A 24,947-nucleotide genomic window follows, 5' to 3' on the forward strand; every position below is an offset into this window, starting at 1 on the left:
TTTTCTAACACCTCCTTTAATTTTTTGCATAATCATCGATCAGTAGGGCTTCGCTCAACTGCCGTATGCTATGCATCATGTTTTTTTCCTAATTTTAAAGGCAATATTCCTAAGCAATTCATAAAAGTCCTATGTCCACATTCCCAAGATCAATGATCCTGCTTCTTGTTGTCGCTCTAATGGGCGTTCAGGGGCAGCTCTCGGCCCAAAAGTCAAAGATCCCGACCGCCAAAGCGGATACCGGAAAGTTCGACCGGGAATACGCGTTGGAAGCCACAATGCTGGGTTTTTTCGCCCCCGACGGCGCGCGAAACCCGACGTTGAAAGCCAATAAAGGCGACAAAGTCCGCATCAAGATCACCAACGGTGAGTTGATGACGCATGATATTGCTTTGGAAAAGTTGGGGATCAAAAGCAAGGTTATCCTGGAAAAGGGATCGAGCACGAGCATTAATTTTGTAGCTAAGGAAAGTGATACTTACTTCTGTTCGGTGCCAGGGCATAGGGTAGCCGGAATGGTGGGGAGTTTTGAAGTGGTGGAAGGCGATGTGAACGGAAAAACAGTTGCCGGGCAGTTGCCGATGAAAGATGGCCAGCCCTTGAACCTGAATTTCGAATCAGGAACATTAAAAGACTGGACAGCAAAGGGTGATGCATTCGCCAATCCGCTGCTCAATGCGGACCCATCGCCTCTGCATGAGAAGGATATGAAAATTGGTTTTGATGGAAAATATTTCCTGAGCAGCGGCGGAAATACCAATTACAAACTGACAGGAACATTAACCTCCGCACCTTTCAAAATCACACAATCATTTGCAGCATTTAAAGTATCCGGCGGCGCGCTGCTGGACACGCGCGTGGAGCTGGTTTTAGCAGGGACCGACAGCATTATTTACCACATTACCGGACAAGGCCGGGCCACATTGCAGCCTGCCGTGGTGGATTTAGAGAAATATATAAACCAGGAAATTTTCATCCGGATCATTGATAATGAGACGGGTATCTCTCAAATTCCCTACATAGCAGACGATAAATGGGCACACATCAATTTTGATGAATTCCTCTTTTATCCAATCCGTCCCGAGTTTCCCAATGAGCTCAAACAAAAGGACATTATCGTTCTCCCGCCATTAGATCCGGTTCTGAATGCAGGGCTTTCCGGTGAAAAGGCTGCTGCCGCGATGACACCTCCAAAAGGTTTCAAAGTAACTCTGGCAGCGTCTGAACCGGAAGTTGTAAAGCCGATTGCATTCACAATCGATGCCAAAGGCCGGTTATGGGTGGTGGAAGGGCATACTTATCCGGTTCGCGCGCCGGAAGGCAAGGGTAGGGACCGTATTCTGATCCTGGAAGACACCAATGGTGACGGGACATTGGATAGTAAGAAGGTCTTTGCAGAAAACCTGAACCTCATCAGCGGGATCGAAGTGGGTATGGGCGGTGTATGGCTGGGCTCTGCACCCAATATGTTGTTTATCCCTATTGACCCAAAGACAGATAAACCTGCCGGTCCTGAACAGATTTTACTCGACGGCTGGGGATTGCACGACACGCATGAAGTGCTGAACAGCTTGCGCTGGGGCCCGGATGGATGGCTTTACGGGACTCATGGCGTTTTTACACATTCGGTGGTAGGAAAACCCGGGACGCCTGAGGCAGACCGGGCCAAGATCAACGGCGGCGTATGGCGTTACCACCCAACGTTACACAAGTTTGAGGTTTTTGCAGAAGGGGTCAGCAATCCCTGGGGCATTGATTTCAATGATTACGGGCATCCGTTTATCACCGTTTGCGTGATCCCGCATATGTATCATGTCATTCAGGGTGCGCGTTACCAGCGGCAAGCCGGTAAGCACTTTAATCCATACACGTACGACGATATCAAAACCATAGGCGATCATGTGCATTGGCTGGGAGAACGCGGTCCGCACGCTGGTAACTTCCGTTCGGCCGCTGCGGGCGGCGGGCATGCGCATGCCGGGGCGATGATCTATCTGGGCAACAGCTGGCCGAAGGAATATCGCAATGAGATTTTCATGAACAACATCAATGGTTCCCGCCTGAATGTGGACCATTTCGAGAAGAAAGGCTCAGGTTATGTGGCGCAGCACCGGCCTGATTTTCTGGCTATGAACGATTCCTGGTCGCAGTGGCTGAATTTCAAATACGACGCAAGCGGCTCGGTGTGGGCGATTGACTGGTATGATAAAAACCAATGTCACAGCCCAAATCCCGACGTGCACGACAAGACTATGGGAAGGATTTTCAAAATCACGCACGAAAACGACAAGTGGGTGAAAGTGGATTTGACCAAAGCCTCTGATATGGAACTGGTTAATTACCAGTTGAATGATAATGACTATTATGTTAGACAAGCCCGCACCATTCTCCAAGAGCGCGGCGCAAACAAGAAAGTTCACAAAGCATTAAAGGAAATCCTGGCCAAAAACCCGGACGTAACCCGCAAGCTGCGTGCATTATGGACGCTGCACGTAACCAAAGGATTGGAAGAGAAAGACCTGATGGAGCTGCTGGCAAACGAAGATGAATATATCAGAAGCTGGTCCGTTCAACTGCTGACGGAAGACAAGCAGGTTTCACCTGAAACATTAAGAAAGTTTGCAGAAATGGCGCAGACAGACAATTCAGCCTTGGTAAGGCTTTACCTGGCTTTGGGAATGCTTAGGCTCGATCCCGCGCAGCGCTGGGATGTCGTCGAAGCCTTAATGCAGAAAGAGCAAGATAAAGACGACCATAACCTGCCGTTAATGGTCTGGTATGCAGCCGAACCTTTGGCGGCTTTGGATATGAAACGCGCATTGCAAATGGCCGAGAAAGCGAAACTGCCCAAGATACTGCCTTATACCATCCAGCGTGTAGCAGCTATCGGTACGGAGGATTCTAAAAAGGTTTTGAAGGACTTGAATCAAAAGCTGGGACAAAGCGGCTCGCATGAGAACCATGAAAGCCAGATGCTGATTGGTAAGGTGCTGGATGAGAAGTAGGTGTATAAAAAAACACGCAGGTTTCAAAATGAACCCGCGTGTCAAATTACACTTCATCAACAAACTAAAAACCAAATAAAACTAATACGAAAAAATTCGCTTGTCAAGTTTTTTTTGCTGTAGGAGGGGGATTCGAACCACCCACGGTGCGGTTAGCTACGGTACAAATACTGTTGGTGGTCCACCCCAGTCGACTTGCGTCGGCATTATGCCGCGTTTATCCCTTATTCACCACCCCCGAGACAGGAGGGCATGGCTGCCAATTTCATCACCCTACAATGTGACATTTCTCATTGCAAGAGGCATTTATTAAATACACCTCATACTTTGGTTCTGCAAAACTAAAACTTCTGGACTTAAATATAAAATATTTTCATTTAAAATTGTTAAAATTTACAATTGTTTCATAATTTGGATAGGATTATTGTGAAAAATTCAAACATTCAATCTTAAATGCAGAAATATTCAGATATAGACAGCACTGATTTACGCATCCTTTCCCTGCTTATCGAAAATGCGGCACTGCCCTACACAGAAATCGGAAAAAGGGTATTTGTCTCCGGCGGTACCGTACACGTTCGCATGAAAAAGCTCGAACAGATGGGCATTGTCAAAGGCTCTCAACTCGTCATCGATCCTGCAAAACTGGGTTGGGATATCAGTGCATTTTTAGGAATTTACCTGGATAAGAGTTCGCTGTACGAACAAGTTGCAACCGAGCTGGAAGGCATTCCGGAAGTTGTCAATATTCATTATACGACAGGCATTTACAGTATATTTTTGAAGATCGTATGCCGTGACACAGGCCATTTACGTGAAATCCTGCACGACAAAATTCAGAAAGTCAACGGCATCCAGCGAACAGAAACCTTTATTTCCCTCGAAGAACGCATTAACCGGTCCATTCCGCTGGCTGAAAGTTAAAATTTGAACGAATCATTTGCAGGGTAAAATAAATCTGATAAATTTGTATTGTATATATAAAAAACTTATATATATTTGTTTAGAAACAAAATCACTCATGGAGAATAACGCAACGAGCAACGAGTACGTACGCGGTACATTAAAGACCATAGTTTTAAACCTATTGGCTGAGCATGACCGGATGTACGGATATGAGATAACCCAGGAGGTAAAAGACAGAACAGGCGGCGCCATCGCATTGACATTTGGCGCATTGTATCCTGTTTTACATAAATTGGAACAGGAAGGCATGCTGATCACCGAGTCGGTTGAGGTGGACGGGCGTTTGAGAAAATATTATTCACTGACAACCCCCGGAAATGAGGCTGCCCGTAATAAAACCAATGACCTTGAACGTTTTATAGATGCAGTAAGATTATTACTGGCTCCGAAAAGTCTGGCAACTGAGTAAAACCTTGTTACATGGCTCATATCTAAACAGATAATCCGATGAAACGCCTTCAGGAAAATCGCATTGATTTGATTAATAAATATTTGCAATCAAGCAAACTGGATCCCGAATTGCTACCCGAAATCCTGGACCATTTGGCTTGTGAAGCAGAAGAGCGTCTTTGGGATGGAAAACCGTTTGAGCAGATCTATCATAATATGATGGAAACCGCTGATCCGCAATCGCTCCTGAACCTGAGTGTCGATCACCAAAATCTGTTAGCCATGAAAAAATCATTGAATGACATCGTTTTCGAGGGCCGCAACAAACTTTACGGAGCTTATGATTTGAGAAAAAGTTACGGGCAAACCATTCAGCGCTCTGTGCTGATGGGGGTAACATTGTTTTTGCTTTTGGTTATGTTCCCAAACCTTTACGCACGTCTCGTTCCCGAATCCAAGCCGGACGACATTGCGTATATCGTTGAAGCGAACCCGATTGACATTACACCGGAAATATTACCCAAGCCGCCGGTTGAAGAAGAAGTGGCACCTGCACCTAAAACAGTTCGCTCGCTGCCGCCGGTGGTTCTGCCAGACGAGCAGGTTACCATTGAAAATCTGCCGCCAGCCATTGAAGAATTGGAAAATGCGCAGCCTGCCGAAAAAACACTGGATGGCCTTGAAGAGATAACGATCATTGTTCCGCCCGCACCGGAAGCCGCTTCATCGAAGCCCGCAACCGCAGGATTGGAACCGCGAAAAGAAGAAATATTCAGGAGCGTTGAACAAGCGCCCCAATATAAAGGCGGACTGGCGGAAATGGGTGCATTCCTCCAAAAAAACCTGAGATACCCGGCCCCCGCAGCGCAAGCTGGAATTCAGGGAAAGGTATTTGTTGAATTCACCGTTGCATCTGATGGAAAAGTTGAAAATGTAACTGCAATCAAAGGAATTGGATTTGGCTGTGACGAAGAGGCAGTACGCGTTGTAAAACTGATGAAAAACTGGGCGCCGGGTAAACAAGCCGGAGTCCCCGTGAAGGTCCGCTTTACATTGCCTATTAGTTTTCAGTTAAATTAAAGGTTGCTCACGGCATTGCGTAAATGCCTCCCTGTTATTGAAAAAATCCTCGCTTTGCCGGGGATTTTTTTGTTTTTTTGTATTCAAATCAAAACAGGAAGGCAGGAGGTTAATGTACGCAATCGTAGATATTGAAACAACAGGTGGGGGAGGAGCAGCACGCATTACCGAGATTGCCGTTTTCCGGCACGATGGCCAGCAGATCGTCGATATATTCCATTCCCTGATCAATCCCGAAATTTACATTCCGCCGTTTATCACCCGCCTCACGGGGATAGACAATGCCATGGTGAAAGATTCACCCACTTTTTACGATGTGCAGGACTCTGTGCGTGCATTGACCAAAGATGCCTGGTTTGTTGCCCACAATGCGAAGTTCGATTATGGTTTTATCAAAAGAGAATTCGGAGCGCTGGATGAATATTTCCAGCGGGATTTATTGTGCACCGTTCAGCTGAGCAGAAAAATTTTCCCGGGACTAAAATCTTACAGTTTGGGAAAGCTGTGCGAAAGTCTGGAAATCAACATCGAGAATCGCCACCGCGCTCACGGTGATGCAGCCGCGACGGTTCAACTATTTGAAAAACTGCTATTTAACGACCGGAATAGTTTGATCCCCATGGATTTTATGCTGAAATAAGTGCGATTGGGACGCTTGGAACGATTCTTTAGATAATGTTGGAAAATACTAACCTAAATTTTACCAGCATATGAAAGCGTATATCAACTTCCTCATCGTTTTGCTATTGACCGTAACACTTACCAGCTGTGAAGTTGTAGGCGGCATTTTCAAAGGAGGCGTCTGGACAGGCGTTATTCTTGTGGTTGCGGTGATTGCAATCGTAATCTGGGCATTGTCAAAAGCATTCGGAGGCGGACGTCGGTAACAATTCGATTTGCAACGACCTCTTTTAGCCAAAAAGATAAAGTTTGCTACAAACTTGCTTATAAGCTTTCTCCGTTTCATCTTTGCACTCCCTTCAAACGGAGGGGAAATGCATCCTTTGAAATGGGGGATTAGCTCAGTTGGCTAGAGCGCTTGCATGGCATGCAAGAGGTCGTCGGTTCGAATCCGATATTCTCCACCACATAATCAACCACTTACAATTGAAATTGTAGGTGGTTTTTTTGTTTAGCTAAATCGCAGCTGCCCCAACCTTTCCCTTAAAGCTAAAAGAGAAAAACAATGGCTTATGCCTCCGAGCAGATTATCCATTTCGTACAAACCATTCTGTACACTCTGAACCACGGGAAAACATTATAAAAACTTGGAAAAGGGAAAAAGATGTGCAGTTAGGCCGCAAACTCCATGCTTCCGGTAGAATCGGGAATCTAAAATTCTTTTTAGCTTTCGGCTCTAAACATCCGAAAATGTGCTGGTACATCCCATACAAAGTGGTTTGTACAGTATGGACGCGCGATTCTTCAAATCGGGTAAATTAAATTTACGTTTTTCAAATAGGCCATAATATCTAATAAATTAAGTGAGTAAACACACTTGCTTATTGATAATTGACGAAGATCGAATAGCATAATGGCTTGGTAATAAATGTGTGTGCTTATGAAAGTAATGATTGTCGACGAATACAAACAATTTTCAGAATTGTTGGGAGACTATCTTACCGGTAAAATTGAGCAGTTGAACATTCAGTTCTTATTTTCCGACGATAATCATAAGTGAACTGGTATCCTGTGTCTTAAAGGTTTCCAACGGAGAGCGATATCTCGATACATCAACATTGGTGAAGTTCTTGTTCCTTGACGAAAAGATCTACAAGGAAGAATTGTCTCTGAATACATAAAAGCCCTTTCTTCACATCAGTTAAGAAAGGGCTTTTAATGTTTGGTCAGCTTACTAAATTTCTAAACTATTTAAATCTGAATCCAGCATTTAAATATAGAAATCAGCTTTTTAATGACTGATTAATACTTTACGGCTTACTGTGTCACCATTCGAGTGGGTAATGGTCAGGATGTACATGCCAACCGGGAATTCTTTCACTGATATGGTTTTCGATACTTTTTCCCCTGATCGATAAACAGAATTTCCGATCATATTGTGGATTTCAACCGATTTTACCTCGTTCCAGTTTGTACTTGACAGCGTTAGCACATCCGAAACCGGATTTGGATAAAATTCTGAATTCAGAACATGATTGGCCAAGCGCACTTGGATCACCCGGCTGTAAGCAAATGTCTTGTCCAGATCGATCATTTTGAGGCGATAGAAATTGTCTCCCACGCCAGGTGTTTTGTCCACGAATGAATAAGATTTCACTACATAACTTTCACCATGGGATTTTTCGGTGCCGACTGTTCGCCAGTCTTTGCCGTCGGTGCTGCGTTGAATATCGAACCGCTCGCTGTTCGTTTCTTCCGCGGTCCTCCAAGTCAGGACAGCAGTATTTTCCACATTGGAACCATTAAAGTCGATCAGGGTTACCGGCAAAGAGCAGTCCTTGGAAACCGATAACGTAGTGGAGCAGGTGCCGAGCGTAGCCGTCAGTATGGCGGTTTCATTCGTTGGAATGCCTGTAACGGTGTTGCCGCTTACTACGCCTTTATCCGAAGTAATTACAGCCCCGTCCGACGCCGTGAAGAATACCGTATAGCTATTGAGATCAACCGTGCATTCGTATTGCTCACCGGTGAGAGCAATTGTGGGCGCAGCGTTTACCGTGATAGTGACGGTTTGTGCTGCAACCGGCGTCGTAGCATCGCCTGCGCCGCTCACATTTGTCAGGTTGTAAACGAATGTTCCGGTAGCGGATGTTGGCGCGTTCACCGTTGCGGTCGTACTTGTACCGGTGGTTGACACCGTCTGATCAGTTCCACCATCAATGTTGTAGGTAAATGTGAATGGCGCAATTCCGTTGACCGCTGTGAATGTGATGACAGGTTGCGTTGCATTCTGGCAAACGCTCTCTGTGCCCGAAATAGTTGCGGTAAGGTCGTTAGCGACGGTTACAACGGCGGTCTGTGCAGAGGAAGGCGTCAGCGAACACGATAGCGCATCGGTTACACTCACAAGTTCATAATTAAATACACCAACAACATCTGTTGGCTGACTCAATGTTGCGGTTGTTTCGGTGCCAGTCGTTGAAACGGTCTGATTGCTGCCTCCGTTCACCGTGTAAGTAAATGTGTAGGGCAATGTGCCTCCCGTTGCCCCGAAGGTAACAACCGGCGCCGCAGCTCCCTGATTCACACTGGTTGTTCCCGTTAAAGAGGAACTTGTGATCTCATTAACCGTCAAAATTGCAGCCTCAGAAGTCGAACTGTTGCAAGGATTTGAAACAATGCACCGGTATTCCGACTGGTTATCCGTAGCAGGCACATTGGTCAGCGTCAGCGTCGCGTCGTCAGCCGTAGGGTTAGATGCCACATCAATATCCGCATACGCACCTCCGGAAGGTTTTTTCTGCCATTGGTAAGTAACATCACCCTGAGACGTAGCCACGGTAAAGGAAGCATCGGCACCCGCACAAATCGTCTGTGCATCAGGCTCATCCGTGATAGGAGGCGCGGGGGTAGGGGTTACTGTCACAGTAAATGAGCAGGTAGGAGCCGTCCCAATGCCATTTGAAGCTGTTACCAGCACCGTGGTTGCACCTGCGGGGAATTCGTACGGGAAAGTAATCGGATTTCCATTGACACTATAAGCAATGGTCGCAGCCGGACACGCATCTGCGGTTGCGGCGAGTGTTTGTGTAGAAGTACAGGTGCCAGCGTCGGGGGATACGGTTTGGTCACCAGGGCAGGACGTGATCACAGGCACAGATACTACCGGCGTAACGGTTGGGTTATTACTTCCGGCAACGGCTGGGTCGTCGGTCAGTACGTTGTCAAAATTGCTTCCCGAAACAGTTCCCTGGGTTGATACCTGGCAAACAGCAGTTGGTATGTCGGAATTAATGATAGCCCTGAAAGTAATGATCACATTTTTACCAGCCGGAATATTGAAACCGCTGCCGCCGCCATTGATTGTAACCGTTTCACCGGCTTGTGCAGCCTCCATACGCGCAGGACTTGCCTTAACAGCAGGTGCCATTTGCACAACAGGCTTTGTGGCTGGCACGTTTTCAGCGGACTCACGCAGCGCTGCCGGAGGGTTTTCTTCGGGTGTGATTTTAGCTGTTTCCTGTTCTTCCGCGCTCATGCGTGCATTCAGCAACGGCACAGAAGGTACCGTGCAAATTACGCCCGCACCGATTGTGAATGGTCCGCTACCGCTCTGGTTAACCGGTCCGGCTCCTGGTGAATTTCCCCCATTGTTCCAGGTTTCCTCAAAGGTCGTTCCTATTCCCTGCAAGCGTATTTCGGTTGAGCCGGCTACACCTGACCTGGCCCTTGCTGCATAGGTAACAACAGGCGAAATAGTTACGTCATTGTTAATGATGTTGGCGCAAATTTTTGCATTGTTCGTGCCGCCGCCGGCAGTAAGCACGTCAATCCCGTAAAGTGCGTCCACTCCGGTCATTGCCATTGTGTTATTGTCAATCGTAACATTGCTCAGCGTGTTCGTAGAGGATGTTGCTTCTACCGCAATACCATTTCCGGTGGACCAGTTATTAATTACATTGTCCCTGATCAGTACGGTTGAGCTTGCGCTTGGCGTGTTGTTGCTCACACGGATCCCGGAACCTGCCTGGGCGGTTTTTGTCAAATTATTGGCTGTAACATTTCCTTCCAGTGAGCCGTTGCCGGTCGTGAAGAAGTTCAAGGCCGGGCCATTCCACGTAGATACGGTGTTATTACTTACATTAAACTTTGCAGTTGCACTGCCTGAACTGGCGATATCTATCCCGGTTCCTACGTTGTCGGTTGGATTAATAATACAGTCCAGCACGTCAGCCTGGATCACGGCATTGTCGGTTGCATAAGATTCAATACCCGCCGTACGGCATCTGGTAAACTGAGAATTGATAACCCGAAGGTTCATCGCTGAACTTCCGCGGGCATAAGTTTGCAAACCCGAACCATTGTCCGCATTATCAAAAGACGAACCGGAAACGGTAAGCTTGGAAAGGTTTGTATTTGTATTGTCAAAATACACAGCACGTCCGCCCGGATTGACAAATGCAGAATTGGTGATCGTGCAGGTGCCGCTCGTATTGATGGCATAGATACAGCCTTCTTCGCTTGTGCCTAATGTCCCGCCATTTGCTATTGTTCCATTGGTAAAATTAAAATTACTGACACCTCTCAGGTTAATACCTTCCTGCGACACAGTGCCGGTAATCTCTACATTGTCCAGTGACAATCCTGCAACTGAATTCGCGTGGATTGCCGCATTGGCATTTGAATTGTCGAGGGCGGATGGCAAAGTTCCGTCTGTGGTGTTGGCATTAACCATGTTCACATTCTTGATCGTTATCCCTGCTGCTGAAATGAACTCCATGCCCCTGCCGCTGATATTCTGGATTATGCCGCCGGATCCGTCTGTTGTTCCGCTACCGGTAATCTGGAATGTGCCGGTTGTACCTGAAACAGAAACGCCCTTTGACGTGCCAGAACTTGAAACAGAAACGAAGGTGACGTTAAGGGCCAGTGAACTTCCCGAAATCTTGATCGCGCCTGCATTCGTTGCATTGATCGTCCCTGTCGGGATTGTGACCGAACCGCTTCCGGCTCCGATCGTGACCGACTCGCCTCCTGTAGTAGAGCTCGAAGAAACTTCGGAAAACACAGCATCGAAAGTGCCTCCTGATACCGCCATTGCCCGCCCGCTTCCGTTAAGGGCCATTTCACGGACAGTCAGCGTGCCCGTGAATGTGCCGGCAAGTTTGGAACCAGTGGTATTGCCAATGTTGAAACCCCGGATCGTATTATCCGCTGCCAGTGTGACCGCGGTGCCGGAAGAAGTGACCGTTGGGCGCGTGCCGCCGGTCGCTGGCAAAAGATCGCCACCGCTTGGTGTCGCGAACCCGCCAAGGGAAAGTATGCTTTCTCCTGCGCCCTGGCCGATCAGCTTCTGGCTGGCCAGCAGGGTTATGCTGCCGTCATAACTACCTGTGTAAATAAAAATGAGATGTCCTGTTTTAGCGTTCAGGCCCGTATTGTTATTGATGGACTGAAAAGCGTTCAGGGAGTTGAATGGCTTCGAAAGCGTTCCTGTTCCGCCTGCCGGCGCGTCGGCTTTAATAAACCAGATAGCACCTGTTGCAGTGATGGTTGCGGTCGCCGTGGAAGTCGTACCTGAGTTGTTTCCAATGGTGTATTCAAATGTATCTGATCCGGTGTAACCCGCAGGTGCGTCGTAAGTGAATTCACCGCTGATCTGGTCAAGTGTTACGGTTCCTCCCTGGGTAGTGGTCACAGTTGCTGAGCTGGTAATGGTTAGAGCCGCCCCGTCAGGACTGACATCATTGCTAAGCAAGCCGATACCTGCCGGAATGGTGAGCCCCACGTTACCGATCGTATTATATGAGTCGTTGACGGCAATCGGACTTGCGGTTACCGAGCCTTGCACCAGGGTGGTGTTTTCGTCAAGGGTTTCCGAGAATACGACCCCAGTAGCATCCGTGCCGCCATTGCTGATGGTGACCGCATAAGTGATTTCATCACCCGCAGAGCCTCCGCTAAGACCGGTATCATTGGAAATTACATAGCTGTTGGTAGCCGAAATGCCGGGTACAAGCATCATTTTTGATCCCGCTGTTATGGCACGGGGCCTCACAAAAGGAATTTTTACAGGTGCCGCTTCTGTAACGTGCACCCGGTTTTTCTGACTCAGGGCCAGTTGCTCCTTTGGGTTGCTGTCGGCAACGAGCCGGTCGGCCATTTCGATGCCGGACACCAAAAGCACCAGCCCCGTAAGATATAGGTAAAAATTTTTCATGCAGCTAGTTTGTTTGATGTAGCCAGGAGTATTTTTTCAGTTTCATAAAGCGTTGTCTTAATTCGTTGAAGAGCATTTCAGGAAAATACGGCTTCGTACCGCATCCCTTTCGCGTCTGGCCCGATCGGCACCAGGAACACCTCAATGTTCCGGATATCCGGATGAGCGATCTTGTAGATTCCCTGGGGCCGGTGGGAATGATCTCCGCTGGTTTGGAATTCCAGCGAAAAAGGCCCGCGTTCGAGTGGCGTGTAGCTGCTCAGCCGGGTTACTCTCGTTAAAACCGAGGGTACTATCTGCGTTTCCGAAAAATAGACGTCGAGCGTCTGGTCCTTGTATTGGCTGAAATCATCAGCCGTCATTGTACTTAGGTCGTATGCGTCCATTCCATTAAATGATAAACTCCGTTTGTTTCACTCACAGTTTTGAAACCCAGGCGGGTATACAGATTCTTTGCAGGATTGAAAGTTTCCACATGAATGCTCAGCGGCCGTCCGAGTTGGGCAGCCCTTTGCATCAGGTCTTTCAAAATTGATTCTCCTATGCCGCGGTTCCGGTGCACTGGGGAAATCGTAATGTCAATGATCCGCATACCCTTGTCCTGATAGTTTTCGTGGAGGTAAAGCCTCCCGATATGGTTTCCTTTATTTTCAATCACCCAGAAATTGCCCCCGACGTAGTTTTTTTGATAGTAATCATGCTGGGCGTTAAACTGCCCTTTTATAAATTCCCGTTTCATCAGATCGGTCCATTGCGGGACCCTTTCCATTTCTTCCGCCCGCGTACTTGCGTAGGTGTCGAGCAGGAATGCCATATCATTGGGGCCGATGGGCCGTACTTGGAGATCGGGGTGGGTAAAACGCAAAGTCATGATGGTAACTCAAAAAAATCAGTAATCAGGTGGTTGTTAATCAGCCTCTCGGCGGGAATACTCCTTGCAAAGCAATATTGAAGTAGCAGGTCAGGTAAGGCTGCATATTGTTATGCGGCAATGATTGGCCTGTCTCTTTCAGGGAATTGTATGCCATTGGGTTGGCTGGGGTGCCTGCGATATACACGCTTCCTTCGTCTGCCAGTGCAAATGTGGTTGTGTTGCTGGGTGTAGCGGTTTCCGCAACATCGCTGGCCGCGCGCAGCTGATGATTATGGAATGGCATTTCCGATTGAAGCAACGTTACTGATGTGCTTCCCGATGTCTCCCCCAGGTCATGCAGCGACAAGCCTGGTCCCTGCCCGGGATGCATAGGCGCCGCGCCTTGGAGGTCAGGCAATGCAAATGTCGACTTGCCGTCGCCGCCGTAAGTTGTGCCTAGCAGCGAGAACAATGCAGTGTTCTGCGAAATCGGCAGTAACTGGCCGTTACAAAAAGCCCAGCCCTTGGGCGCAAAATTGAATGGGAATATTCTGACTTCTGCTACAAATGGATCCATGATATTTTTTTGTGGTTAAAATTTTATACACCGTCTTTCTTGCCGGATTTCAGGTCGGAGAGGGGAATATCCCGAAGAGAGAAATGATAAAATTTAGACACAGGTACGGTTGAAAATTATTGTGCGGCTGACTTCCCCCGGCAGGCCCGATATCGTTAGGATTAAAATTGACAATAGGGGGATCTTCAAAGAAAACTTTCGCTTTTGTGGACACACCTACGATGGCGCCGCTCGGGCTGGGAACGTTCGCAATGTCAGTCGTCACCTGGAAATCGTGCGTATGGCTAGGGATCTGATTGGTATTGAGCGTTTCTGCCTCGGTGCCTGCCTTTTCTCCGATGATGAAGGTCGTGCCCTGATTATTGCCCATATGGACGGGCAGACGGCCCTGCATATCGGGAATTGCGAAAGTCGACTCGCCGTCGCCGCCGTAAGTAGTGCCTATTAATTGAAAAAGGACCTCGTTTTCGGAGATCGGCAAAAGTTGCCCCTCGCAGAACGCCCACCCAGCAGGTGGAAAATTACCCGCAAATATTCTTATTTCTCCAACATATGGTTGTGCCATGTATCTTCTGTATTTAATGTGATCGACTGGAACACTGAGGGACTAATTTTGACTTGGGAAAATTCCCTGCAGCGCTATGACAAAAGTGATCACCGAATAAGGCTGCATGTTGTTGTGCGCCTGACTTCCCCCGGTAAATGTAACCGTGCCCGGCCTGAGGGCCAGCAGATTATCATTGACGGCGTTGGAATACAGGTTACTGGGTTGCGAGTTTGAAAATGAATTGCCGGTCGGATTAATGGTGTTCGAACCCGCATCACCCGTGTCGAGCGCTTGTAGCTGGTGGCTATGCTGCGGGAGTTCCTGCTGCGTAATCGTGTGATTTATTTCACCGCCGGTTTGACCCAGTGTAAAACCGTTTCCCACATGAATGGGAACTTTGCCCTGGAAGTTGGGCAATGCAAATGTTGTTTGTCCGTTGCCGCCAAAAGTGGTGCCTAACAAAGCAAACAACGCCTGGTTTTGGTTGATAGGAAGCAACTGTCCGCTGGCAAATGCCCAGCCTTTCGGAGGGAAATTGAAAGTTACCATTCGGATTTCTGATAGAAATGGTTCTGCCATTTAAAGGTTGGTTAAAGGATTAAAAAACTTGATGTAGCGCATCCATTCCCGGCTGGCAACAGCGGGCTCGGTGCAAAGTGCGTGTGTCGGAAAGATTTTTGAAAGACCGGGATCAAACCAGCCAACCTGCTACTCAGGATGCAGCAGAGTGATAATCGCAGTAACGTGAAAGGGGATAGCATTCATTGTCATAGAGGTTAGGAAGTTGGGATCGGAGTATTCTCTCACCGCAATATTAATAATATACAAAAAAAAATTGGAAATAACTTATTTAGCGGTAAAATTTATTCTACGATCGTAGGCCAGATAAATGAACCGGGCAAACTACTTCGCAGCGCCGAACCATTTTTAGTCTTCGCCTTAAAATCAGGCATTTCCCGGGTTTATGAATATCTTTCTTATACTTTTGCTGTTTCCACGGTAAATTTATCAATGAAAAGCTTTCTTAACCTCTTCGATTTTACGCAAAAAGTAAACTATAAAAATGAGATTTTAGCCGGACTGACCGTCGCGATGACAATGATGCCAGAATCGCTTTCATTTGCTATTCTTGCGGGTTTTTCACCGTTGGTAGGGCTCTATGCAGCATTTATTATGGGCCTGGTCACCTCCATTTTCGGTGGCCGGCCAGGCTTGATTTCGGGTGGTGCGGGTGCCACGGTGATTGTTTTAATTGCGCTGATGCAATCGCACGGCGTAGAATATGTTTTTGCAGCCGTCGCAATGGCTGGCGTTTTTCAGATTCTCGTTGGGGTTTTTAAATTTGGAAAGTTTGTGCGACTGGTGCCACAGCCTGTTATGTATGGTTTTGTGAATGGTTTGGCCGTCGTCATTTTTATGTCGCAATTGGAGCAGTTCAAAACGGTTGTAAATGGAGAAACCTCCTGGTTAACAGGCGCTCCCTTGTTTATTATGGCTGGTTTGGTAGCGCTCACGATTGGTATAATCATTCTTTTTCCAAAATTCACAAAAGCAATCCCCCCATCGCTTGTCGCTATCATTGTCGTTTCGTTCGTTGTCCTGGGATTTGGAATTGAAACAAAAACTGTCCGTGACATTGCTTCCGTAAGCGGCGGGTTTCCACCTTTTCACATTCCGGATATCCCACTCAATTTCTCCACATTACAGATCATTTTCCCCTATGCACTCGTGATGGGCGCTGTAGGGCTTACTGAGGGACTTCTCACATTGAATCTGGTGGATGAAATTACAGGCACCCGGGGCGACGGGAACAGGGAATGCATTGCGCAGGGAAGTGCGAACATCTTGAATGGTTTTTTTACCGGAATGGGCGGATGTCCCATGATTGCGCAGACGCTTGTTAACCTCTCCGCAGGCGCAAGAGCCAGGTTATCAGGAATTATTGCTTCGCTAACGATCCTGGTGATCATCCTGTTCGGGGCGCCGGTTATAGAGCTTGTTCCTATGGCCGCACTTACCGGTGTCATGTTTATGGTCGCGATCGGGACGTTTGAATGGGTTAGTTTCCGGATTATTAATAAAATGCCCAGACAGGATGTTTTTGTCGGCATCCTCGTTGCGGCGATCACCATCTACCTGCACAATCTCGCCCTGGCGGTCCTGATCGGCGTCATCATTTCAGCATTGGTATTTGCCTGGGAAAGTGCAAAAAGGATCCGGGCGCAAAAAATGACCGATGATAACGGCCTGAAGCATTACAAAATTTACGGCCCGCTGTTCTTCGGCTCCGTGACGGCTTTCTCCGAAAAATTCGACATTGCAACCGACCCTGAAAAAGTCATTATAGACTTCTCAGAAAGCCGTGTCGCCGATATGTCCGGCATTGAAGCCCTTAACAAGATCACTGAAAAATATCAGAAAGCAGGCAAACAAGTTCATCTGAAACATCTAAGCCCCGATTGCCGCAGGTTGCTGGCGAATGCCAATGACGTCATTGAGGTGAATATCATCGACGATCCCAATTACCACGTAGCGCTCTGAGGTGCGAAAGAAAATCCTGACTTTCCCATTTAAATCAGATGCCCAATTTAGATCCTTTCCAATAACGCCTGAACATACTTATGGCGAATCTAACTTCGTATATTTAATTCAAAATAATTCGACATTGCAATAGGTTGAAACTTCATTTAACACTTGCAGGCAAGAATGATTCTTTTTAAATCGGGTTCCGGCCGTTTGCACACATCCCAATGGGTTCAAAATGAAGAGTAGTCTGAAAATAGTTTATCTGGAAAATTCACAGGATCAAGCGGACATTGTAGCACAAGTATTGCACAAAGCCCAACTGTTTCCGGAAATAATAGTGGCTGGCAACCGCGAACAATTCATCACGGCCGTTACGGAATCTTCTCCCAACATTATATTCGCTGAATACAGCTTACCCGGCATTCATTGTGTACAGGCTCTGGAAATCCTCCGGACATTGGACCTTACGATCCCGTTCATGATCATTTCCGATGCCATATCCGACGCAATGGCCGACGAAATGCTGGCCGTCGGCATTGACGATTACATTACAAAAAGCCAGACCGGCCGCCTGCCGTTTGCCATTCATAAAACCCTTGAAAAATATCAGGTGAAGCGTGAGCAACAGGCGCTGCTGCAACAACTTACCAACAGTGAAAGGCGTTTTCGGACCCTTGTTGAAAATAGCAGTGATGCGGTGGTTATCCTTAATAAAGAAGCGCAGCCCACATATGTATCGCTGGCTGTAAAGAATGTGCTGGGTTATACCGCCGAAGAAGTTCTGAATATGGACATTTTCTCCAAGGCCCATCCCGACGACCTGGCCGGATTGTCGGAAACAATGACCAAAGTATTCGCTAACCCCGGGACGGCCATACCAGGACACACCGGTCGGATGCTTCATAAGGATGGCACCTGGCGCTGGATAGAAGCTACGGTAACCAACCTTTTGCATGAGCCCGCGGTGAATGGGATTGTGGATAATTTCCGGGATATCACAAGGCAGAAGGTCAGCGAAGAAAAAATCCTGCATCTCAACAGGTTATACGCATTTTTAAGCCAGGTTAATCACACGGTGGTACACGCGCAGGATGCTCAGACTGTTCTCAGGGAAGTTTGCAGGATTGCCTGTGAAACCGGGAAATTTCAGGGAGCATGGGTCGGAATGTACATGGGTGGAACAGAAAAACTCAATGTTGTAGAACAACAGGACGTGCCGGAGGAATATTTGTCTGGCTTTGCAGATGCAGCGGAGGAACAAGCGCTGCTGCGTGCGGTTCTGGAAACTCAGCCCTATTATGTGACGAACAACACGCAGGATGACTTTATTTCTGAATCGTGGAAGACGCTGGCGGCATTGGCAGGTTACCAGTCGTGCATGGTTTTGCCTATAAAAAGATCGGGGGAAATTGTAGGGACATTCAACCTTTACGCATCACAACCAGATATTTTCACCGAAGCTGAAATCACGCTATTGGAGGAAGCGGCGATGGAAATTTCCCATTCACTTGACTTTTTTGAAAAGGAACGGTTAAAACAGATCGCCGATGAGGAGCTCAAACACAAAGAAAGGCGTCTGAGTCAGGCCCAGGCCATTGCGCATCTGGGCAGCTGGGAAACGGACCTGACCACAAATATGAGTGTGTGGTCCGATGAAGCATGCAGCATCTACGGCCTCGGCAGTAATAATAACATTCAGTCTACCGGATCCTGGTTATCGTTTGTATATCCCGATGACCTGGAACACGTGATTAAAAGCAATCAGCTCGTATTGGATTCCAGGCAGCCAGCGGATTACCACCACCGCATTATCAGGAAGGACGGGCAGGTCAGGCATTTGCACGTGCAGGCCCAGATCGAGCAGAACAGCCTGGGAGAACCGGTGCGTATATATGGTGTTTTGCACGATGTGACCGAGCAAAAACGGGCCGACGAAAAGGTAATCAAAGCGCTTGAAGAAAGGAAAGTGATCCTGGAAAGCATAGGGGACGGATTTTATGCATTGGACAGGAATTGGGTCGTCAATTATTGGAACAAAGAAGCTGAGATCCTGCTGCACCTTCCAAAAGAAAAAATACTCGGTCGGAGCCTGTGGGACGTGTTTCCGCACATCATCGATACAAGCATTTATAAGGCGTATCACAAGGCGGTTGAGCTTAACACGATCCAGCATTTTGAGTTTTACTACGAAATGGACAATGCGTGGTTTGAAATCACGGCATATCCCTCCGCCAACGGGCTTTCAGCATATTTCAGGGATGTGACAGAGCGTAAAGTATCCGAATCTCAGCTACGCGAGCTCAACGAAAATTTGCGGAACTATGCCAATGAGCTTACGGAATCCAACAAAGGTCTTGACCAGTTTGCCTACATCGTTTCGCACAACCTGCGTGCGCCGGTGGCGAACATTATCGGCCTGGGTGAGCTTATAAGCCAGGATTTTTATCCTGCACAAGTAAAGGAAGAATTTTTAGAAGGTATTTTATTGAATGTAAAAAGGCTGGACGATGTCATTTCAGATCTCAACACAATCCTGCGGATCAAACGCGAAGTAAGCGAAAGCAAAGAACCGGTGAACTTGCAGCATTTGGTCGATAATATCAGGTCGAGCCTTCAAAATATTATTGATAAAGAACAGGTTACCATTCACACCGATTTCAGGGCCGTGCAGGAATTGTTTACGCTTAAAACTTACCTGTACAGCATTTTTTATAACCTGATCATCAATAGCATCAAGTATCGCAAGCCCGATCTCCCGCCCGTCATTGACATCAGCAGCAGCCTGGACGAAGGCCGGGTAAATATATGCATCCGCGACAATGGCATGGGAATTGATCTTGCCCGGAAAGGCTCTCAATTATTCGGTTTATATAAGCGCTTCCATCAGCATGTGGAAGGAAAAGGACTGGGATTATTTATGGTCAAAACACAGGTGGAAATGCTCGGAGGAAAGATCCATGTGAATAGTAATGTAAATGAAGGCACCGAATTCAGAATTGAGTTTCATTCGGATTTGTGTCAAAACCCAATTCTATGAACTTACCTGCTCAATTTATCGTCGTCGATGATGATCCGATCAACAACATGGTCTGTAAATATGTGATCGCCAACGTTGCGCCCGCAGCCAGCATCCAGCTATTTACCGATCCTGAAAAAGCCCTGTCATCTATAAAAGAAACATTCAGCGAATCAACGGCTTATGGGGAAACTGTTCTCTTTCTTGATATTAATATGCCCACAATGAGCGGCTGGGAATTTCTGAACGAGGTCAGTTTGTTTCCAGGTGAAGTGCGTTCACAAATTGATATTTATATTCTTTCTTCATCCATCGATCCGGAGGACATCAAGAGCGCGGAGGAGCATCCGCTTGTACAAGGCTACTATTCCAAGCCGCTGAGCAAGGAAGTGTTTGGGAAGATTTATACAAAGAGTGAATAAAAGCAGGCCTTTTTAAGCATTAGGGAGAAAATTGGGGCTTCTATCTTTATTTGTCCAATCAGTTTCTCGGAATTTTCAGGGTAAATGTCGTTCCCTTACCAACCTCCGTCTCAAAGGATAACTGCCCGCCCAATGCTGCTGCGTACTTTCTCGCCAGGACAAGGCCCATCGCCCCGGAACGCGACACATTCCTGTGTGTATGTTCCCAGCTTTCTGTAATTTCCTTTTGCTTAAGATCCGGAATTCCCGGGCCGGAATCTGCAATGCAGAATAAATGATCAGGATTCTGGTCTTCGTAAGAAAAACAAATTATGGCGTCGGGGCCCGAGAATTTGACCGCATTATTGATCAGGTTTCTTATTACAATGGCAAACAAATGCGGGTTGCTGTTAATGACCAGCTTTTCCGGGATCGTTACATTTAAAGCTTGACCAGTCGAACGGGCTATATCGGCGTACACTTTTAATGTTTGATCAACCGTATGCAGGACCGGGAAAGTTGTCCGGTTTGCTGTGTCCGCAGGCTCGGTCGCTTCTTTGGTCATGTCCAGCAGGTTCTTCAAAAGACTTTGTGTATTCACAATGGAGTGCCGCATTTCCGTAGTGAGTGTCCGGAGTTCGTCACCACTTAATTCATATTTTTCAAGGACATTCAGATAATTTTTTAATGCAGTAAGCGGCGTATGGTAATCATGTGAAATGACCGAGATCAGCCGGGCTTTTTCCTCGTGCAGATCATCAAGTAGCATCGCCCTTTCTTCTGCCTTATCCCTTTCCTGCGTATAATTCCGAAGAATAAAGCCCAACCCGACGAGCATAAGGATAATATTAACGGCATACGTGGACGCAATGTCGATGAAATGTTCGCTCCGGTCGGTGAACCGGGCCAGCACAAAACCGGGATCATTAAATTCTGCGACGAGCAATGCCGCCACTGTGCCCAGGTTGACGATGGTAAGCAATGCGTACTCTTTCCGGGGCAGGATTGACATTGATAAAAAGTACACAATGCAAAACGATAACAGCGTAGAACCTGCAATGCCAGCGCCCAAACGGTAACCTACAAAGAAAAATCCGTGAATGATCAGGATGTAAATTTTCATGGACAATGCCGTGCGGTTCCTGAACAGCGACATATAAAAAAGGAATATTTGCAGCGGGATCAGAATCGCGGTGACCAATGCGTATGCCACCATCTGTACGGATATACTGTAAAACAGCACGTAGAGCATTGCGGCAATGGTTGCCAGGCAAACGAAATGATAAATTCGGCTTTGCAGGGGAAAGTCATCAGCATGACCGGGTAGTCGTTCCCACTGTAATTTAAACCAGGACGTTGAAAGGATACTCAAAGCGAAAAATTTGTAAACACCACGGAAGTGGCTTGGCAATTTTACGAACGGGGTTTTACAGAGCCAGCTTCTATATTAAGGTCAGAAATTATTTGGGGCAGCGCATTTTTTCCAGTAGTCAATCATTACTTTGATAGTCTCCTTAATTTCTTCGAATTCGCCGGGCTTTACAAAGAAACCTTGCGCTGATGTGCTGTACGCATCGATCACAACCTGGTGGTTGATCGCCGTGGTGAAGTAAACGTAAGGAATGCATTTAAGACTAAGTTCAGCGTCTGTCTGCACTTTCCTTCTCAGTTCCAGCCCGTTAAGCTGGGGTAAGTTAATGTCTGAAATGATGATGAAGGGCCGGTCTTCAACCGTATAAAGATATTGTAAGGCCGTCTGACCATCCGAAAAATACATTCTCGGATTGGGATATCCCAGCTCATTAAAAACTTCTTCTAATACAAATTGGTCATCCAGGTCGTCTTCTATGATGACAATAGGGCCGTTTTTATTCATGCTATATAATTGTGAAGCGAAGAATTCAATGGAATCACAAACATACTTTCGCAGCATGTAATTTGCCAAAGCTAAAAAGCTTTAATGTTAAATCAAGGAGTAACTGCAAATAACTTGGCAAGTTCAGGCCGCATTCTTATGCAGCATTATGCCTGACTTTTCCCCTGGCACATTTTTAGCAGTACACGAGGCTCAACTAAACACAATAATGTCATGAGCTCGAAATATCATTATGAAGACAAGGAAGATTTCAATGGTGGATTTGTCATCGGTGTGCTTGTAGGAGCAACGGTTGGTGCATTGGCAGCTATGCTTTTTGCCCCAAAATCCGGCGCAGAAACACGTCAGCAAATTAAAGACCTGGCAGATCAGCAAAAAGACAAACTGAAAAACCAATGGGAAGAAACAAAAGCCAAAGCAGCCGACGTAGCTGGTGCAGCAAAAGAGAAATTAAACTCACTGACAGATCAGGCCAAAGACGCAGCAAATTCATATGCTGACAAGGCGAAAGGTTCCGCTGAACATCTTGCCGATGAGACGAAAGAGACTGTGGATAAATTCCAGAACTCATAATAATGTCTTCCAACATCGATGATGCCGGGGCCGGTCATGTGTTTTCTTCCGGGGAAACGCAGAAGATCCCGGTTATCGAAGAAAAGCTGATGATTTCCTCCAAACTCATAGAAACAGGCACTGTCTCTGTTTCTAAAAAAGTTTTGGAGGAAGAAGTCTTTGTGGACGCTACGGTTACCAGCGATGTGTTGACTGTAGAACGAAAGGAGATCAACCAGTATGTGGATTCGGCCCCCCCAGCCGTCAGGCAGGAAGGGGACGTTACCATTTTTTCGGTCGTAAAGGAGGTTTTGGTAGTCGAAAAGCGGCTGATGCTCGTTGAAGAAATTCATATTACAAAACACCAGGACCAGGATCAGAAAACATTTTCACAAATACTGCGAAAAGAAGAAGTCACGGTTTGCCGGGACGCTTCAGGCATGGAAATTTAAGAGAGGGCGGCTAATCAACAAACCAATACCTTTTTAAATAAGAAATCATGGCTAATACAGTAGTTGGAATTTTTGAATATGAAAGTGATGCGCAGGAAGCGCAAAACTATTTACTGGCAAATGGGTTCGCAGGTGGAGATGTAGATATCAAAACAGCATCGTACAAATCGGACCAGGAAACATCGACGATCAATGATGATAATGATGATGTGATGGACCGCATCGGAAATTTCTTTAAAGATCTGTTTGATGGGGACGAAGACGAAACAAAACGCTACACAGAAGCAGGCAGGCGCGGAACAATTGTAACAGTACACGCAGCGGACGCAGATGAAGCGGAAAAAGCAGCTGCCATCCTGGATCAATACGGCGCTGTTGATGTGAATGATCTGGCAGCGAAAAATGAAGTAGATCCGGATTATGTTGCTAATGCAGGCTTTGGGTCGACCCAGGCTTATACTGGAGATGAAAAATATGCAGGTAGCGAAAGATACTCGGAGGATGTAACCGAGGTTCCGGTAAATCCTTATACAGACACTACGGTTGATCCATATCCAAACAGATCACTGGATGTTGTTACCAACGATACCAGCATCACAAATGATTCCAGCTTAACAGATGACTCATTTGTAGGAGATAATCGATTTGTAGGAGACGATGAATTCGTAGGTGACAATCAATCTGAATCCTTGCCGGTAATCAAAGAAGAATTGCAGGTGGGTAAACGTGAAATCGAAACGGGCGGTGTCCGTTTGAGAAGCCGCATTATCGAACGCCCGGTTCAGGAAAGCATTCGTTTGCGTCAGGAACAGGTGAATGTAAACAGAACTCCGGTGGACCGTGTTGCCACGGATTCTGACTTCAATACATTCACGGAAGGCACAATCGAGATGAAAGAATTCACAGAAATTCCGGTTGTTAGTAAGGAAGCGCGGGTTGTGGAGGAAGTTAGCTTAAACAAAACCGTGGAAGAGCGCGATGAATTGATCAACGAAACATTGCGTCACACCGAAGTTGAAACAGAAGACCTTACAGACGAAGAGCGTTTGAGAAGATCAGGCCTGGATTTGTAACGCGTATATTGAGCATATCAGATAGGCACCTTTACAGGTGCCTATTTTTTTTGTGCCCGGAATAAATGGTTTGGTGATTAATCTTAGCCGAGTGGCATGCCTTTTATAATATCATCCGCCTGGAATGGCGCGATGCCACAACATTATATCATCAAACATTAACAATTATGAAAAAGCCAATAATCTCGTTTCTTGCTGCTATGCTATTTGCAACAACCATATCCTATTCGCAAAATGCAACTGTTTCCGGCGGGCAATCTACCCATAAGAGCAAGCAAGGACAGTCTGCCACTCAGAAATCTGCCGCTTCCAGTAAAAATCAAAGCCAGAGCAGCAAACCGGCTGCCACTCCATCCAATCCAAAACCAGAGGGCAAAAGCAGCGCAAACAATGCTGACGTAAAATCGAGTGCACGCCCTGGCGGCGCCGCGAATGACAATGCGAATGACGTGGGTAAATACTCAAAAAGTGAAGATTCAAAATCGCTTCTAAACTCGGAAGAAGCCGTCGCCAAACGCAAGAAAAACCTTACTGAATCGGATACTACGATGAAAAAAGGCAGTGGTTCTGCGCCGAAGAATGTGAAGAACCATACAGGGAAAACCAATAACTACAAAAACGAAGCGACAAAGCATAATAGCAAGCCATAATCGGTGGTCAAAGCGCATTTATATTTTTATGAAAATAGCATTGAGTGCCGTGATAGGACCGAGTACTCAGTGCTATTGTCGTTACAAGTAATACCTTGAAATTGGCATAATTTTTATATAATAGGTACAATTTTCTAATTTC

The 24,947-nt window shown here is 46.7% G+C and carries 21 protein-coding genes and 1 tRNA gene; 14 read left to right on the plus strand and 8 right to left on the minus strand.

What is annotated here, in order from left to right; all coding sequences use genetic code 11:
• Positions 1-179: 179 nt before the first annotated feature.
• From L0659_RS10360 to L0659_RS10390, 7 genes are all read left to right on the plus strand, one after another.
• The gene (locus L0659_RS10360; RefSeq protein WP_409019073.1) at positions 180-3,005 is read left to right on the plus strand and encodes a PVC-type heme-binding CxxCH protein; all 2,826 of its coding nucleotides are present in this window, start codon (positions 180-182) and stop codon (positions 3,003-3,005) included.
• Between the two features lie 453 nt (positions 3,006-3,458).
• On the plus strand, positions 3,459-3,929 hold the full coding sequence (locus L0659_RS10365) for an Lrp/AsnC ligand binding domain-containing protein (protein ID WP_026630987.1): 471 nt from the start codon (positions 3,459-3,461) through the stop codon (positions 3,927-3,929).
• Between the two features lie 97 nt (positions 3,930-4,026).
• On the plus strand, positions 4,027-4,380 hold the full coding sequence (locus L0659_RS10370; RefSeq protein ID WP_082213318.1) for a PadR family transcriptional regulator: 354 nt from the start codon (positions 4,027-4,029) through the stop codon (positions 4,378-4,380).
• Positions 4,381-4,418: 38 nt separating this feature from the next.
• Positions 4,419-5,441, plus strand: a complete 1,023-nt coding sequence (locus L0659_RS10375) for an energy transducer TonB (protein WP_235125886.1) — start codon at positions 4,419-4,421, stop codon at positions 5,439-5,441.
• Positions 5,442-5,553: 112 nt separating this feature from the next.
• Positions 5,554-6,081 carry a PolC-type DNA polymerase III gene (locus L0659_RS10380; RefSeq protein ID WP_235125887.1) on the plus strand — a complete coding sequence of 176 codons (528 nt, stop codon included), beginning with the start codon at positions 5,554-5,556 and terminating at the stop codon, positions 6,079-6,081.
• 70 nt (positions 6,082-6,151) lie between these two features.
• Positions 6,152-6,328, plus strand: a complete 177-nt coding sequence (locus L0659_RS10385) for a hypothetical protein (protein ID WP_169720042.1) — start codon at positions 6,152-6,154, stop codon at positions 6,326-6,328.
• 124 nt (positions 6,329-6,452) lie between these two features.
• Positions 6,453-6,529 (plus strand) — tRNA-Ala (locus L0659_RS10390).
• An 824-nt stretch (positions 6,530-7,353) separates the two neighbouring features.
• Here the strand turns inward: L0659_RS10390 and L0659_RS10395 are convergent.
• The 6 genes from L0659_RS10395 to L0659_RS10420 form a co-directional block, all read right to left on the minus strand.
• Positions 7,354-12,282: an Ig-like domain-containing protein gene (locus L0659_RS10395; RefSeq protein ID WP_235125888.1), complete on the minus strand. Its 4,929-nt coding sequence runs from the start codon at positions 12,280-12,282 to the stop codon at positions 7,354-7,356.
• 77 nt (positions 12,283-12,359) lie between these two features.
• Complete coding sequence (locus tag L0659_RS10400) at positions 12,360-12,668, minus strand: DUF6916 family protein (RefSeq protein ID WP_235125889.1); 309 nt, start codon at positions 12,666-12,668, stop codon at positions 12,360-12,362.
• Positions 12,650-13,153 (minus strand): GNAT family N-acetyltransferase, encoded by a 504-nt coding sequence (locus L0659_RS10405; RefSeq protein ID WP_235125890.1) that lies wholly within the window; start codon positions 13,151-13,153, stop codon positions 12,650-12,652. The genes L0659_RS10400 and L0659_RS10405 overlap by 19 nt, the downstream gene beginning before the upstream one ends.
• Before the next feature lie 40 nt (positions 13,154-13,193).
• Positions 13,194-13,712, minus strand: coding sequence for a phage tail protein (locus tag L0659_RS10410; RefSeq protein ID WP_235125891.1), 519 nt, complete (start codon positions 13,710-13,712; stop codon positions 13,194-13,196).
• 49 nt (positions 13,713-13,761) lie between these two features.
• Positions 13,762-14,277 carry a phage tail protein gene (locus L0659_RS10415; RefSeq protein ID WP_235125892.1) on the minus strand — a complete coding sequence of 172 codons (516 nt, stop codon included), beginning with the start codon at positions 14,275-14,277 and terminating at the stop codon, positions 13,762-13,764.
• 42 nt (positions 14,278-14,319) lie between these two features.
• The gene (locus tag L0659_RS10420) at positions 14,320-14,838 is read right to left on the minus strand and encodes a phage tail protein (RefSeq protein ID WP_235125893.1); all 519 of its coding nucleotides are present in this window, start codon (positions 14,836-14,838) and stop codon (positions 14,320-14,322) included.
• A 432-nt stretch (positions 14,839-15,270) separates the two neighbouring features.
• Here L0659_RS10420 and L0659_RS10425 point away from each other — a divergent pair, with 432 nt between their 5' ends.
• The 3 genes from L0659_RS10425 to L0659_RS10435 all read left to right on the plus strand — a co-directional run bounded on the left by L0659_RS10425 (position 15,271) and on the right by L0659_RS10435 (position 20,223).
• Positions 15,271-16,800 carry a SulP family inorganic anion transporter gene (locus L0659_RS10425; protein WP_235125894.1) on the plus strand — a complete coding sequence of 510 codons (1,530 nt, stop codon included), beginning with the start codon at positions 15,271-15,273 and terminating at the stop codon, positions 16,798-16,800.
• 220 nt (positions 16,801-17,020) lie between these two features.
• Positions 17,021-19,822 carry a PAS domain S-box protein gene (locus tag L0659_RS10430; protein ID WP_235125897.1) on the plus strand — a complete coding sequence of 934 codons (2,802 nt, stop codon included), beginning with the start codon at positions 17,021-17,023 and terminating at the stop codon, positions 19,820-19,822.
• Positions 19,819-20,223 carry a response regulator gene (locus L0659_RS10435; RefSeq protein ID WP_235125899.1) on the plus strand — a complete coding sequence of 135 codons (405 nt, stop codon included), beginning with the start codon at positions 19,819-19,821 and terminating at the stop codon, positions 20,221-20,223. Before L0659_RS10430 ends, L0659_RS10435 begins: the two co-directional genes overlap by 4 nt.
• Before the next feature lie 58 nt (positions 20,224-20,281).
• Here L0659_RS10435 and L0659_RS10440 read toward each other — a convergent pair whose 3' ends face one another.
• Both L0659_RS10440 and L0659_RS10445 read right to left on the minus strand, forming a co-directional pair.
• Positions 20,282-21,574, minus strand: coding sequence for a sensor histidine kinase KdpD (locus L0659_RS10440; protein WP_235125901.1), 1,293 nt, complete (start codon positions 21,572-21,574; stop codon positions 20,282-20,284).
• An 81-nt stretch (positions 21,575-21,655) separates the two neighbouring features.
• Positions 21,656-22,078, minus strand: coding sequence for a response regulator (locus L0659_RS10445; protein ID WP_235125902.1), 423 nt, complete (start codon positions 22,076-22,078; stop codon positions 21,656-21,658).
• A gap of 213 nt (positions 22,079-22,291) precedes the next feature.
• On the opposite strand from L0659_RS10445, the gene L0659_RS10450 reads away from it, so the two are divergent.
• The 4 genes from L0659_RS10450 (at position 22,292) to L0659_RS10465 (ending at position 24,805) form a co-directional block, all read left to right on the plus strand.
• Positions 22,292-22,651, plus strand: a complete 360-nt coding sequence (locus L0659_RS10450) for a YtxH domain-containing protein (protein ID WP_235125903.1) — start codon at positions 22,292-22,294, stop codon at positions 22,649-22,651.
• 2 nt (positions 22,652-22,653) lie between these two features.
• The gene (locus L0659_RS10455) at positions 22,654-23,082 is read left to right on the plus strand and encodes a YsnF/AvaK domain-containing protein (protein WP_235125904.1); all 429 of its coding nucleotides are present in this window, start codon (positions 22,654-22,656) and stop codon (positions 23,080-23,082) included.
• Between the two features lie 47 nt (positions 23,083-23,129).
• Positions 23,130-24,155: a YsnF/AvaK domain-containing protein gene (locus L0659_RS10460; protein WP_235125905.1), complete on the plus strand. Its 1,026-nt coding sequence runs from the start codon at positions 23,130-23,132 to the stop codon at positions 24,153-24,155.
• Positions 24,156-24,322: 167 nt separating this feature from the next.
• Complete coding sequence (locus L0659_RS10465; protein ID WP_235125906.1) at positions 24,323-24,805, plus strand: hypothetical protein; 483 nt, start codon at positions 24,323-24,325, stop codon at positions 24,803-24,805.
• Positions 24,806-24,947: the final 142 nt, after the last annotated feature.

The sequence above is a fragment of the Dyadobacter sp. CY347 genome (genome assembly GCF_021502655.1).
GTDB lineage: Bacteria > Bacteroidota > Bacteroidia > Cytophagales > Spirosomataceae > Dyadobacter.